The sequence below is a fragment of the Streptococcus caballi DSM 19004 genome (assembly GCF_000379985.1).
In the GTDB taxonomy this organism is placed as follows: domain Bacteria; phylum Bacillota; class Bacilli; order Lactobacillales; family Streptococcaceae; genus Streptococcus; species Streptococcus caballi.
Map to the genome: position 1 here is coordinate 84,810 of NZ_KB904096.1, position 13,317 is coordinate 98,126.

General features: G+C 40.8%; 9 protein-coding genes. 7 read left to right on the forward strand and 2 right to left on the reverse strand.

Features of this window, described 5'->3' with window-relative positions:
- Positions 1–118 precede the first annotated feature (118 nt).
- Positions 119–1,315 carry a phosphoglycerate kinase gene (locus tag A3GS_RS0108525; protein WP_018364996.1) on the forward strand — a complete coding sequence of 399 codons (1,197 nt, stop codon included), beginning with the start codon at positions 119–121 and terminating at the stop codon, positions 1,313–1,315.
- A 576-nt stretch (positions 1,316–1,891) separates the two neighbouring features.
- Here A3GS_RS0108525 and A3GS_RS0108530 read toward each other — a convergent pair.
- A complete protein-coding gene (locus A3GS_RS0108530) occupies positions 1,892–3,520 on the reverse strand; it encodes a peptide ABC transporter substrate-binding protein (protein ID WP_018364997.1) in 1,629 nt (542 codons plus the stop codon).
- Positions 3,521–3,707: 187 nt separating this feature from the next.
- Between A3GS_RS0108530 and A3GS_RS0108535 the strand changes: the two genes are divergently transcribed.
- The 6 genes from A3GS_RS0108535 to A3GS_RS0108560 all read left to right on the forward strand — a co-directional run bounded on the left by A3GS_RS0108535 (position 3,708) and on the right by A3GS_RS0108560 (position 12,958).
- Entirely contained in the window at positions 3,708–4,175 is a 468-nt protein-coding gene (locus A3GS_RS0108535) for an FUSC family protein (protein WP_420805167.1), read from the forward strand.
- A gap of 114 nt (positions 4,176–4,289) precedes the next feature.
- A complete protein-coding gene (locus tag A3GS_RS0108540) occupies positions 4,290–4,661 on the forward strand; it encodes a MerR family transcriptional regulator (protein ID WP_018364999.1) in 372 nt (123 codons plus the stop codon).
- Positions 4,662–4,704: 43 nt separating this feature from the next.
- Positions 4,705–6,051 carry a type I glutamate--ammonia ligase gene (glnA, locus tag A3GS_RS0108545; RefSeq protein ID WP_018365000.1) on the forward strand — a complete coding sequence of 449 codons (1,347 nt, stop codon included), beginning with the start codon at positions 4,705–4,707 and terminating at the stop codon, positions 6,049–6,051.
- A 147-nt stretch (positions 6,052–6,198) separates the two neighbouring features.
- Complete coding sequence (gene gltB, locus A3GS_RS0108550; RefSeq protein ID WP_018365001.1) at positions 6,199–10,716, forward strand: glutamate synthase large subunit; 4,518 nt, start codon at positions 6,199–6,201, stop codon at positions 10,714–10,716.
- 1 nt (position 10,717) lies between these two features.
- A complete protein-coding gene (locus A3GS_RS0108555) occupies positions 10,718–12,154 on the forward strand; it encodes a glutamate synthase subunit beta (RefSeq protein WP_018365002.1) in 1,437 nt (478 codons plus the stop codon).
- 162 nt (positions 12,155–12,316) lie between these two features.
- Positions 12,317–12,958, forward strand: a complete 642-nt coding sequence (locus A3GS_RS0108560) for a COG3942 and LysM peptidoglycan-binding domain-containing protein (RefSeq protein ID WP_018365003.1) — start codon at positions 12,317–12,319, stop codon at positions 12,956–12,958.
- A 116-nt stretch (positions 12,959–13,074) separates the two neighbouring features.
- Here A3GS_RS0108560 and A3GS_RS11720 read toward each other — a convergent pair.
- Positions 13,075–13,317: IS3 family transposase (locus A3GS_RS11720; RefSeq protein WP_018363866.1), on the reverse strand; the 243-nt coding region annotated here is incomplete at its 5' end.

Consider the following 13,317-nt stretch of genomic DNA (forward strand, 5'->3'; position numbering starts at 1 on the left):
GAGGACTTCGGTCCTCTTTTTTTGTGGGACTTTCTCAGGAAGTCATTGATTTTATCTAGGATATTTTGCTAAATTGTGATATAATTAGCATGTATAAAAAATTAAGGAGTCTACATTCATGGCAAAATTGACTGTTAAAGACGTTGAGTTGAAAGGTAAAAAAGTTCTCGTTCGTGTGGACTTTAATGTACCTTTGAAAGATGGCGTTATCACTAATGACAACCGTATTTCAGCTGCCCTTCCAACAATTAAATATATTGTTGAACAAGGTGGACGTGCTATCCTTTTCTCACACCTTGGACGTGTGAAAGAAGAAGCTGATAAAGCTGGTAAATCTTTGGCACCAGTTGCTGCTGACTTGTCAGCTAAATTGGGCCAAGAAGTTATTTTCCCAGGTGTTACACGTGGTGCTAAACTTGAAGAAGCTATCAATGCTCTTGAAGATGGACAAGTTCTTTTGGTTGAAAACACTCGTTTTGAAGATGTCGACGGTAAGAAAGAATCTAAAAATGATCCAGAACTTGGTAAATACTGGGCATCACTTGGGGATGGCATCTTTGTAAACGATGCTTTTGGTACAGCACACCGTGCTCACGCATCTAACGTTGGTATCTCTGCAAATGTTGAAAAAGCAGTTGCAGGTTTCCTTCTTGAAAACGAAATTGCATACATCCAAGAAGCTGTTGACAATCCAGTTCGTCCATTTATCGCTATCCTTGGTGGTTCAAAAGTTTCAGATAAAATTGGTGTTATTGAAAACTTACTTGAAAAAGCCGATAAAGTCCTTATCGGTGGTGGTATGACTTACACTTTCTTCAAAGCTCAAGGTATCGAAATCGGTAACTCATTGGTTGAAGAAGATAAACTTGAAGTTGCTAAATCACTTCTTGAAAAAGCTAATGGTAAATTGATCTTACCAGTTGACTCTAAAGAAGCTAACGCATTTGCTGACTACACTGAAGTTAAAGATACTGAAGGTGCAGCAGTAGATCCAGGTTTCCTTGGTCTTGACATCGGTCCTAAATCAATCGCTAAATTTGATGAAGAGTTGACTGGTGCGAAAACAGTTGTATGGAACGGTCCTATGGGTGTATTTGAAAATCCTGACTTCCAAGCTGGTACAATCGGTGTAATGGATGCTATTGTTAAACAACCAGGCGTTAAATCAATCATCGGCGGTGGTGACTCAGCTGCAGCTGCTATCAACCTTGGTCGCGCAGACAAATTCTCATGGATTTCTACGGGTGGAGGCGCAAGCATGGAACTTCTCGAAGGGAAGGTCCTTCCGGGATTAGCAGCTCTTACAGATAAATAAGATTTTGCCGTCAGTTTCTACAAAATCCTGTTTTGTAGAAAAGGAGCAAAATTGAAATGTTAGCAAGAAGGGTGAATCAGTTCACCCTTTTTGTGATAGTGAAGATATTTGTGACGCGGTGGCGGTGTATCTATAGAGTTGTTATAAGGAAAAGTGCTACCTGGCCTTGCTGCATTGGCAGATAAATAATTTCCGAATATTAAAAAAGTGTCGTAAGACACTTTTTTTGTGCACGATGTGAGCCTCCTACTAAACAGAGAGAATTAAAATATATTTTTAGAGAATAAAATTGATAAAGTGATGTGTTAGTACGGTTGGACTAAATGAATCTAACATCAAAAAATATATTTAAGAATAAGAAAAATGGTATCACGCTAGACAATTGATCGTAAAAGAGTACAAAGGTTCCTTTAGGGATGATGGTAAATAATGCTATGCCTCTTTAAAAGCTAAGTGCATAGTCAATAGCGGTTAGTTTAGAACAAAGTGAAAGCCAGCGTATTTAGACGCTGGCTGATGGTATGGGTTTGTAGTCCCTGTTTAAACCACCTGTTAGATATGTGGTCATGGTTTTACTTATTTTTTGTAGGCATAAGTCCAATCGTCTGTGGTACCTGTTGAGTTGCGGACGACACCTTTAACATCTGGGTTAACTAATGATTCGTTACTTTGGAAGGCGATTGGATTGATGTTGGCTTCTTCCATCAACGTTTTTTCGAGAATTTTGTAATCATTTGCACGCTCTTTTTCATTGAGGGCGTCGGTAGTAGTTGCCTTCTTGTAGGTATCAATATAGGTTTGGTTGGCAAAAAGTCCGCTGTTGTAACCAGATCCTTCTGAGAAGAGACCGTAAAAAGTGGAACCTTCAGGGTAATCTCCACCCCAGCTTCCAAGAATAATGTCAAAGTTTTGGGTTTGTTGATCTTGAAGACGTTGTTTAAATGGAACAAATTTTTCTTCGATAGTCAGTCCAGGTAATGCTTTTTCCCAAGCACCCTTGAGGTAATCGACCATTGATTTACGTGTAGGGTTATCAGCATCTGCTTCAAATTTGAGAGTGATTTTGGATTGACCTAATTCTGCTAAACCTTCTTTCCAAACTTTTTTAGCTTCTTTGAGGTTGTATGTGTAACCTGAATTAGCAAATTTAGCTAAGTCTTGACCAGTATCTGTAACAGCTAGACCAGTTGGAGCTAATCCTGTTGCTTTTTTGTAGCTGCCGCCCGTGACAGACTTAACAAGTCCTGCACGATTAGTAGCTAGGTTGAGCGCCTGACGGATTTTTTTGTTAGCCAAAGCCTTAACTTGTCCAGTTTGATTGTACTCAATGTAATCTGTTCGAGCCATAGGGATACTTTTGACATCCTTATTTTTTTTATTGGCAGCGTACATAGATGGTGTTGCAATGATTGAAACGGCGTCTAACTTACCTTGTTTGTACAATTGCAGAGCGCTTTCTGGTTTTTTGATAACTTTTAAATTGATGGTTTCTGTTTTGACAGCTTTAGCGTTCCAGTAGTATTTATTTTTAACTAGTTTGAAGCTGTTGTTTGAGCCGTTCCACCCTTTGAAAACGTAAGGACCGGAATAGATTTGCTGTTCAGAACTTGTTCCATATTTTTTACCAGCCTTAGTAACAAAGGATTCTTTTTGTGGCATAAAGTTTGAAAAGGCTAGAAGATATTCGAACTGAGGCGCTGGGTGGGCTAGTGTGAAAGTGATTGTGTTGCCATCAGCTTTAACACCGAGGTCAGCCATATTGGTGTTTTTACCTGAATTAATATCGTCTGCATTCTTGATGACATCCGTAGCGAGATAGGCATATTGTGACGCTGTCTTAGGGTCAACAATACGTTGCCAAGTGTAGACAAAATCGTTAGCTGTCAAGTCGCTTCCGTCTGACCATTTGAGGTTATCCTTTAGAACAAGCGTATAAGTTAGACCATCATCGCTGTGTTTGATTGATTTGGCAAGGTCGAGAACAGGTTTTCCTTTTTTGTCAATTCTCAATAAGTTAGCACCGCTATTCCCTAAAACAGTTGCTGAGTAGGTGTCTGTGTTCTTTGAGATATCTAGGCTTGTGATATCAGTTGGGAAGTAGTAATTCAAATCCTTTGAACTGTCAGCCTTAGCCGTAGTGGTGCTTGCAAGAGTAAATAGTAGAGCACTACTTAGCCCAAGTCCAAATAAAGTTTTCTTTTTCATGAAATCCTCCAAATATTTAGAATATTTATAATATTAGCACTAATCATTTAATTGTTCAAGTTATTTTGCCGAGATGGAGTATAAATAACTTTCAGGGATAGCAATATCATGATAAAATAGACTAAAAACTTTGGAGAATACTGTGATCAAAAAATATAAATTCGATATTAAAAAATTTAAACTAGGGATGCGTACCTTGAAAACAGGATTAGCTGTTTTTCTTGTACTACTTATTTTTCATTTTTTTGGCTGGGCTGGTTTACAGATTGGAACATTGACAGCTGTTTTTAGCCTCAGAGAGGACTTTGATAAAAGTTTGCACTTTGGTTGGTCGCGTATTGTTGGTAATAGCGTAGGAGGCTTTTTATCATTAATGTTTTTTGTCATTAATCAATTTTTTCATGGCGCTTTCTGGGTAACCCTATTCTTTGTCCCAATTTTCACTATGCTAGGGATTATGATTAATGTAGCCATTGACAATAAAAACGGTATTATTGGTGGAACAGCAGCCCTGCTCATTATTACTTTATCAATCCCTGCTGGGGATACGATTATGTATGTTTTTGCTCGGATATTTGAAACTTTCTGTGGCGTTTTCATTGCCATTTTAGTCAATGCGGACCTTGATATGTTACGTAAAAAATTGAAAAAATAATTATTTAATTTAGAAGGGATTGTAAGTCTAAAAAATTATGTCACATTTTCTAACATTAGCTCTTGACAGGTCGGAATTTTCAGATTATAATAAACAAATGGAAGGAGGATTATCATGAAAGAAAAAGAACTCAGACGTTCTATGGCAGTTTTTCCGATCGGCACAGTGATGAAATTGACTGATTTATCAGCTCGCCAAATTCGTTATTATGAAGATCAGGATTTAATCAAGCCAGAGCGCTCATCGGGTAATCGTCGTATGTATTCTTTAAATGATATTGATCGATTACTTGAGATTAAGGATTTTCTTAATGAAGGCCTTAATATCGCTGCGATTAAGCGTGAGTATACTGTCAGAAAAGATAAAACTTTGAGAAAGCAAAAATCTCTTACGGATGCTGATGTTCGACGTATCTTACAAGATGAACTCCGTAACCAGGGCCGTTTTTCGACCCCCTCACAACACATTAGCGGTTGGCGTATTTAGCAACGCCTGAATTATTTTTGGTTTTTAAAAAGGAGACCTACTTATGTCTATTACAGCAGCTGACATCCGTCGTGAAGTTAAAGAAAAAAATGTTACTTTTTTGCGCTTGATGTTCTCTGATATTGCAGGAACCTTGAAAAACGTTGAGATTCCAGCAACTGATGAACAACTGGACAAAATTTTATCAAACAAAGCCATGTTTGATGGATCATCTATTGAAGGTTTTGTGCGTATTAATGAATCAGACATGTACCTCTATCCAGATTTGGACACTTGGATTGTTTTCCCTTGGGGAAATGAAAATGGTGCGGTTGCAGGTTTGATTTGTGATGTTTATACAGCTGAAGGTGAACCATTTGCTGGTGACCCACGTGGCAATTTGAAACGTGCCTTAAAACACATGGAGGAAGTTGGCTTCAAATCATTTAATCTTGGACCAGAACCAGAATTCTTCTTGTTCAAGACTAATGAAAATGGTGAACCCACTCTTGAAGTGAATGACCAAGGTGGTTACTTTGACCTTGCACCGACAGACTTGGCTGATAACACACGTCGTGAAATTGTTAATGTTTTGACTAAACTTGGTTTTGAAGTTGAAGCTAGTCACCACGAAGTTGCTGTTGGTCAACACGAAATTGACTTTAAATATGCCGATGTGTTGAAGGCCTGCGATAATATTCAAATTTTCAAACTGGTTGTTAAAACTATTGCGCGTGAACATGGTCTTTATGCAACCTTTATGGCTAAACCTAAGTTTGGTATCAACGGTTCAGGTATGCACTGTAATATGTCACTCTTTGATCAAGATGGCAAGAATGCTTTCTACGATCCTGAAGATCCAAAAGGGATGCAGTTGTCAGAAGTTGCCTACGATTTCCTTGGCGGCTTGATGAAACACGCCTATAGTTATACTGCTATCATGAATCCAACTGTTAACTCATACAAGCGTTTGGTTCCAGGATATGAAGCCCCTGTTTATATTGCTTGGGCTGGTCGTAATCGTTCACCACTTATCCGCGTTCCTGCATCTCGTGGTATGGGGACTCGTCTTGAATTGCGTTCAGTTGACCCAACTGCTAATCCTTACTTGGCACTTGCTGTTCTCCTTGAAGCTGGTCTTGACGGTGTCGTGAATAAAATTGAAGCTCCTGACCCAGTTGAATCAAATATCTATGTTATGACAGAAGAAGAGCGCAAAGCAGCTGGTATCAAAGACCTTCCATCAACACTTCATAATGCCGTTAAAGCACTTCAAGAAGATGATGTGGTACGTAATGCATTGGGTGAACATATCTTTATTAACTTTATTGAAGCTAAACGTATCGAGTGGTCAAGTTATGCAGCTTTCGTTTCTCAATGGGAAATCGAAAACTACTTGAATCTTTACTAAAAAGACTTCTATACTGAGGTAGCTTAGGCTGCCTTTTTTTTAAAAAAATTATTTTCTTAAGAATCATTCTAAATTGTAAAAAAGTGTGATATAATATAGACTAAAATATTCTGAATTATCCGAATTTTATATCGAGGAGTAGATGCTATGAATGAAAGTGCTTTGAAAGCGCAGCAAACCACGCTTTGGGATCCGTCTTTTGAATCAGATGCCTGTGGTATGGGGTTTGTTGCTCAGCTTTATGGTCAGGCAAGCCATACTTTGGTTGAATACGCCCTAACAATGCTAACGCGGATGAATCACCGTGGTGGTACAGGTGCAGAACCAGATACAGGAGATGGAGCAGGGATGCTTTTGGCTATGCCAGACGAATTTTTCCAAAAAAAAGCTGCAGAGGCAGGGCTTGATTTTCCTAAGAAGGGGGATTACGCGGTTGCTCAGCTCTTTTTGCCACAAGATACTGAGGAAAAAATCAGTCTTCAAACTGCTTTGTTAGCAGAGATTAAATCTGCTGGCTATCAGGTTCTTATGACACGTGATGTGCCCTTTAACTATGATAACTGTGGCCCTGCGGCTCAAGAAATCATGCCAAGCTTTGTTCAGTTTTTCATTGCTAAGCCTGCTGATACAAAAGCTGGTCGTGAGTTCGAGGATAAATTATTCCGTTTACGACGTCGCCTAGAAAAAACGTTCTCAGCTAATGAATTTTTCATTTGTTCATTATCAAGTAAAACGATTGTTTATAAGGGAATGCTTCATGCTTTTCAAGTTGGTCTGTTTTTCCCCGACTTACAAGATGAAAGTTTTAAATCTCACATTGCCTTGACACACTCACGCTTTTCTACAAATACTTTCCCATCTTGGGATCGTGCACAGCCATTCCGCTTTTTGGCACACAATGGTGAAATCAATACTCTTCGTGGTGCTGAAAACTGGATGCACAGTCATCAAATCGAGATTTATAACGAAGAAAATTCAGACTCTGCTAAGTTGGAAAACTGTTTGGAATATCTTTATCGTCATGGCCGTGATATTCCACAGAGTCTGTTGATGATGGTGCCAGAGGCTTGGGGTGAACAATCCGGACTTTCAGAAGATTTGAAAGCCTTCTATGAATATGCATCGAGCTTTGTTGCTCCTTGGGATGGTCCAGCCGCACTTGTCTTCACTGATGGTGATATGGTTGTTGCTCGTCTTGACCGTAATGGTTTGCGCCCAAGTCGCTATTCACTGACTAAAGATAATTTTTTAATTTGTTCGTCTGAGTCTGGTGTTGTAGACCTTGAACCAAGCCGTGTTGTGGAAAAAGGTGTGCTTGGCCCAGGTAACATGATGCTGATTGACACAACTTCTGGAAAACTCATGAAAAATGAAGAAGTCAAAGCCTACTATGCAGCGCAGCATCCTTATGAAGAATGGGTTAAGGAAAACATTGCTCATTTGAGTGATTTTGAAGCAAGTGAGTTTAATGAAGAGGTTGATGACATTACGACCTTGTGGAAAACTTATGGCTATACTGAAGAAGTCATCCGCACAGTCATCTTACCAATGGCAGAAAAAGGTGAAGAGCCTGTTATTTCAATGGGATTTGATAGCCCATTAGCTGTTTTGTCACATAAGAGTCAGTCTCTTTTCACCTTCTTTAAGCAACAATTCGCCCAAGTCACTAACCCGCCAATTGATGCTATCCGTGAACAAATTGTGGTGTCAACAAGCGTCTATCTTGGTGGTGACGGTCATTTTACTGAAGACGGTGCAGATAATTGTGTTAAGGTAAAAATCGATAGCCCAGTCCTGTCTAGTCAGGATTTTGCTAAATTGTCCAATCTAACTGATGAGCGTTACTGCGCAACGACTTTGTCAACGGTATACGATTTGGTTGAGCCAAGCCACAATCGCTTGCAACGGACTTTGGAAAATCTTTTCAAAGCAGCTGAAAAGGCTGTGGACAAGGGCAGCAAAATTATCATCCTGTCAGATCGAAATGTCAAAGAAGGGCAATCAGCTATTCCAATGTTGCTGGCTGTATCAGGTTTGAACAACTATATGGTTGTCAAAGGAAAAGCCAGTCAATTTTCAATTGTTGTGGACACAGCAGAAGCAACAGAAGTTCACCACTTTGCTACCCTCGTTGGCTATGGTGCGGCAGCTATTCATCCTTATGGTGCTTATGCAACATTAGCTGATTACGGTAGGGATGAAACTGCCTTTGAGAAATATCGCAAAGCAGCTGAAAAGGGCATTGTCAAGGTTATGAGCCGTATGGGAATTTCGACTATCCTTGGTTATAAAGGTGCCCAGTTATTTGAAGCAGTTGGTCTATCTGATGAAGTTGTAAATCGATATTTTACAGGCACAGTGACACGTATTGGTGGTTTATCACTTGATCAAATCGAAGCTGAATACATTCAACGTGTGGAAGATGCTTTTGGTCCACATCGTGATGATTATCTGCAAAGTGGTGGTATCTACCAATTCAAAGCTGACGGAGAATATCATCTCTTCAATCCACAGACTATTTATAATTTCCAACAAGCTGTTCGTAAGGGGGATTACAAGCTCTTTAAGGAATTCACAAAAGCATTGGACAAGGAGGCGTTAGAACACCCAACGACTTTACGTTCTGTTTGGGAATTCGCCTCAGATCGTCCAAAAGTTGACCTTTCAGAAGTAGAACCAGCTGAAAGCATTGTTAAACGTTTCAAAGTCGGTGCTATGAGTTTTGGTTCCCTATCTAAGGAAGCTCACGAAACTATTGCTGAAGCTATGAATTCAATCGGAGCAAAATCAAACTCTGGTGAAGGTGGCGAAAATCGTAATCGTTTCAAGGTTCAGCCTGATGGCCGCAACCTTAATTCTAAAATTAAACAGGTGGCATCTGGTCGTTTTGGTGTTAATGCTGAATACCTCATGTCTGCTGAAGAATTGCAAATTAAATTGGCTCAAGGGGCTAAACCTGGTGAAGGTGGTCAGCTTCCTGGACAAAAAGTCTTCCCTTGGGTTGCTGAAATCCGTGGTGCAACGCCTGGTGTTCGCTTGATCTCACCACCACCGCACCATGATATTTACTCCATCGAAGACCTAGCGCAGCTTATTTTTGACCTTAAGGCTATCAACCCTTATGCAAAAATTAATGTTAAGCTAGTATCTAGCACGGGTGTTGGTACTATTGCGACAGGTTGTGTCAAGGCTGGCGCTGACAAGGTTGTTATCTCTGGTTATGATGGTGGTACAGGAGCTTCTCCTCGTAACTCTGTTCGTGATGCGGGTCTCCCTTGGGAAATGGGGCTGGCTGAAGCACATCAAACACTGTCTCTCAACCGTCTTCGTCAACGCATGACTCTTGAAACAGACGGTAAACTTATGACAGGACGCGATGTAGCGGTAGCGGCACTTCTTGGTGCTGAAGAATATTCGTTTGCAAGTTTAACATTGGTTTCAGTCGGCTGTGTTATGATGCGTGTCTGCTCACTCAATACCTGTCCAGTTGGTGTTGCCACACAAAATCCAGAATTGCGTAAGCATTTTGCTGGTAAACCTGAGCATGTCATCAACATGATGTTCTTTATGGCAGAAGAGCTGCGCGAATACATGGCAGAGCTTGGCTTCCGCTCTGTAGACGAAATGGTCGGTCATTCTGAAATCTTGAGGGCTAAATTTGTTCCTAAAGGTAAAGCAAAATCGCTCGACTTTTCTCGTATGTTGGGCACAGCCTACCCAATCGGACGTAAAACAGAGGATCCGTTTGCTGATCCACGCCAGTGGAAGGAATTAGATGGCTTTGCAGCGGCAGCTATTGACAATGGAACAAGTGTCACTATCAAAGACAATATCAACAATGTACAGCGTGCTGTCGGTGCCCGTATGGCAGGATGGGTGGCAGAGCGTTACGGTAATGATACAGTGGAACCAGGGCTTATCAAGTATGAGTACACTGGTATTGCGGGTCAATCCTTCGCAAGTTTTATCACGCAAGGAATGGAATTGACACTTATCGGTGAAGCTAATGACTACATTGCTAAGTCTATGTCAGGTGGTCGCTTGATTGTAAAACCACCGCACGATGCGGCCTATGATATCGAAAATTCACCAATCGTTGGTAATGTGTCACTCTTTGGTGCCGTCAATGGTGAGGCTTATTTCGCTGGTCGCGCAGGGGAACGTTTCTGTGTTCGTAATTCTGGTGCCAAGGTTGTGGTTGAAGGTGTTGGTGCACATGGTTGTGAATACATGACTGGTGGTGTGGCCGTTATCCTCGGAACAACTGGTCGTAACTTTGCTGCAGGTATGTCAGGCGGTGTGGCTTATGTTTATGATGTTAACGGTGATTTTGCTGAAAAAGTCAATACAGAAATGGTTGATCTTTATAAAATCGGTGAAACACGTGGAGACGATGTTCTTGTTGACATGATTCAAAAACATTACGAATATACAGGCAGTGCCAAGGCTAAACGTCTTTTGGATAATTGGGCTAATGAAGTAAACAAGTTTATCAAAGTTTACCCAACAGAATTCCATGAAATCAATAATATAGAACATGCGCTTGCTAATCGTGGCCTAGAGGGTGATGAACTCGAATTACGTACTTTTGAAATTGCCACAGGTGGTGCAGAAACAGCTGCCGAGAAGGAAGAACTTCTCGCAACAGTAACAGGAGGTAAATAAAATGGCAGACCCATTTGGATTTTTGAAATATGAACGTAAGGATAATCCTTACCGTCCTGTTGCCGAGCGCATTTTGGACTTTGAAGAGTTACAAATACCGCTATCAGAAGAGGAACGTCAAAAGCAAGCTGCACGTTGTATGGCTTGTGGAATTCCTTTCTGCCATTCAGGTGCCTTTTATGGTGGAGGCCGAGCCGTATCAGGATGCCCTAACGACAACCTGATTCCTGAGTGGAATGATTTGGTTTACAAAGGGGACTACAAACGTGCCTTTGAACGTTTAACACGTACTAACCCACTGCCTGAAATGACTGGCCGTGTCTGTCCAGCACCGTGTGAAAAAGGGTGTACAGAAGGATTAAATGGCTCAGGTGTTACCATTCACGACAATGAACGTTTTATCATTGATACAGCCTTTGAGAATGGTTGGGTTGAAGAATCAGGCCGTCCTTCTCAGCGAACAGGATTTAAAATTGCCATCGTTGGCTCAGGCCCTGCTGGCTTGTCTGCAGCTTGGCGTCTCAATAAACTTGGTCACAGTGTAACGGTCTATGAGCGTAGCGATCGTTTTGGCGGTCTTCTCATGTATGGTATCCCAAACATGAAACTGGACAAGGAAATTGTTCAACGTCGTGTTGATGTCATGGCTAAGTTGGGAGTTAACTTTGTCGCCAATACTGAAATTGGTCGAGATATTACTGCAGATGAGCTTTTGGCACAATATGACCGTGTGATTTTGGCGACTGGTGCTAGTGTGCCACGTGATTTGGATGTTCCAGGCCGTAATCTTACCGGTATTCGTTTTGCTGTCGATTTCTTAACTGAAACCACTAAAAGTGTTCTTGCTTCTGGTAATAAGAAACTCGGTCGCACCTTAGAAGGCAAGCATGTTCTTGTTATCGGTGGCGGAGATACTGGTAATGACTGTATCGGAACTGCTGTCCGTTTGGGAGCAGCTAGTGTCAAACAATTGGAAATTACTCCAGAGCCACCAGAAAAACGCTTACCAACCAATCCTTGGCCTGAATATCCAATGATTAAACGAATAGGTTATGGTCAAGAAGAAGCCAATTTTGTTCAAGATAGTGTACTGACTGCTTATGCAACCTCAACGACTGAATTTATTGGGGATGGTAACCAGGTTGTTGCTGTCAAAACAGTTAAGGTTGGACCTGGTTTTAAAGCTATTGAAGGAACTGAGGAAACGATCAAAGCAGACCTTGTTCTGCTTGCGATGGGATTCACTGGTGCTGAAACATCTTTGTTTGATCAATTTGGTGTTCAAAGTGTCTATGATGATTATTCAACCAATAATAATCAAGTCTTTATTGCAGGGGATGCTCGCCGCGGACCGAGCCTAGTTATCTGGGGAATCCGTGAGGGGCGTAAGACAGCTGAGCAAATAGACACCAGCCTACGTATTGCGTTAGCCCAATAAAATGGATCGTAAAAAACGGTTGTAACTGTTTGCTATTTTAGCGATTAGTTACAGACCGTTTTTTATCTTGTTCTTTAATTGTTATCTTTCTGTTTTATCATTTAATGAAAATGTTATATTTTTGAGGTAAGCTATAATTATTAAAAAGGAGAAGAATTAACGATGAAAAGAAGTTCATTATCAAGCTTACGAAAACCAGTAACTATTTGCGCGCTATCTCTATCAGGATTTATGTTAGGGACCACTACAACTAATGCGGATACGCACACTATTCAAGCAGGAGAGTCTTTTTACAGCATTGCTAACCAATATGGCATGGATGCCTATGATTTGGCAGCTATGAATAATCTTACAATAAATAGCCTTATTTTGCCAGGTCAGCAATTGACAGTATCATCTACAGTTACTTCAACAAGTACAACAACTAGTCAAGGTTATGAAGTAGAAGTGGGAGCTGATGGGCGGGTGACAAATCCCTATCCTGTCGGTCAATGTACTTGGGGTGTGAAATCTTTGGCACCTTGGGTTGGAGACTGGTGGGGAAACGGCGGTGACTGGTCAGCTAATGCAGCTGCACAAGGTTATAGCACAGGGACAACACCTACTGTCGGTTCGGTTGTTTGTTGGACAGATGGTGGCTATGGTCATGTTGCCTATGTTACTGCTGTAGACTATGCTTCCAATCAGATTCAAGTTTTAGAAGCTAACTATAAAGACCAGCAACAAATTAATAACTACCGTGGTTGGTTTAATCCAACTGCCAATCCAGCAGCTGGTCAAGTAAGTTACATCTACCCATATTAAGCCTAAATATAAAACAAAGGCTGGGTTTTTACCAGTCTTTTATTAGTTTGGAGATAAGAAAGCTACCTGTAAGATTGAACAGCTCCCTGTCAAGTGGACAATGAAATAATAAAAGATTAGGCGACGGCCTTGTTCCTCATTTCAAGAGGGGCAAGGCCGTTGTTGCGTTCTTGAAAACGTTGATGATTGTAAAAATAGATGTAGGCATCAATATCTGACACCAGCTCCTCAAAAGTTTTATACTTCTTCAAATCGTAGCACTCCGTCTTAAAGTGCCCAAAGAAACTTTCAATTGGCGCGTTGTCAATACACTTACCAACACGAGACATAGAGCGGGTCATCTGATACTGGGTCGTTAA

What these genes read in the sequence shown, in the direction of transcription:
- A3GS_RS0108525 (WP_018364996.1), top strand. Translation starts at nt 119, where the DNA reads ATGGCAAAATTGACTGTTAAAGACGTTGAGTTGAAAGGTAAAAAAGTT.
- A3GS_RS0108530 (WP_018364997.1), bottom strand. Translation starts at nt 3,520, where the DNA reads ATGAAAAAGAAAACTTTATTTGGACTTGGGCTAAGTAGTGCTCTACTA.
- A3GS_RS0108535 (WP_420805167.1), top strand. Translation starts at nt 3,708, where the DNA reads ATGCGTACCTTGAAAACAGGATTAGCTGTTTTTCTTGTACTACTTATT.
- A3GS_RS0108540 (WP_018364999.1), top strand. Translation starts at nt 4,290, where the DNA reads ATGAAAGAAAAAGAACTCAGACGTTCTATGGCAGTTTTTCCGATCGGC.
- glnA (WP_018365000.1), top strand. Translation starts at nt 4,705, where the DNA reads ATGTCTATTACAGCAGCTGACATCCGTCGTGAAGTTAAAGAAAAAAAT.
- gltB (WP_018365001.1), top strand. Translation starts at nt 6,199, where the DNA reads ATGAATGAAAGTGCTTTGAAAGCGCAGCAAACCACGCTTTGGGATCCG.
- A3GS_RS0108555 (WP_018365002.1), top strand. Translation starts at nt 10,718, where the DNA reads ATGGCAGACCCATTTGGATTTTTGAAATATGAACGTAAGGATAATCCT.
- A3GS_RS0108560 (WP_018365003.1), top strand. Translation starts at nt 12,317, where the DNA reads ATGAAAAGAAGTTCATTATCAAGCTTACGAAAACCAGTAACTATTTGC.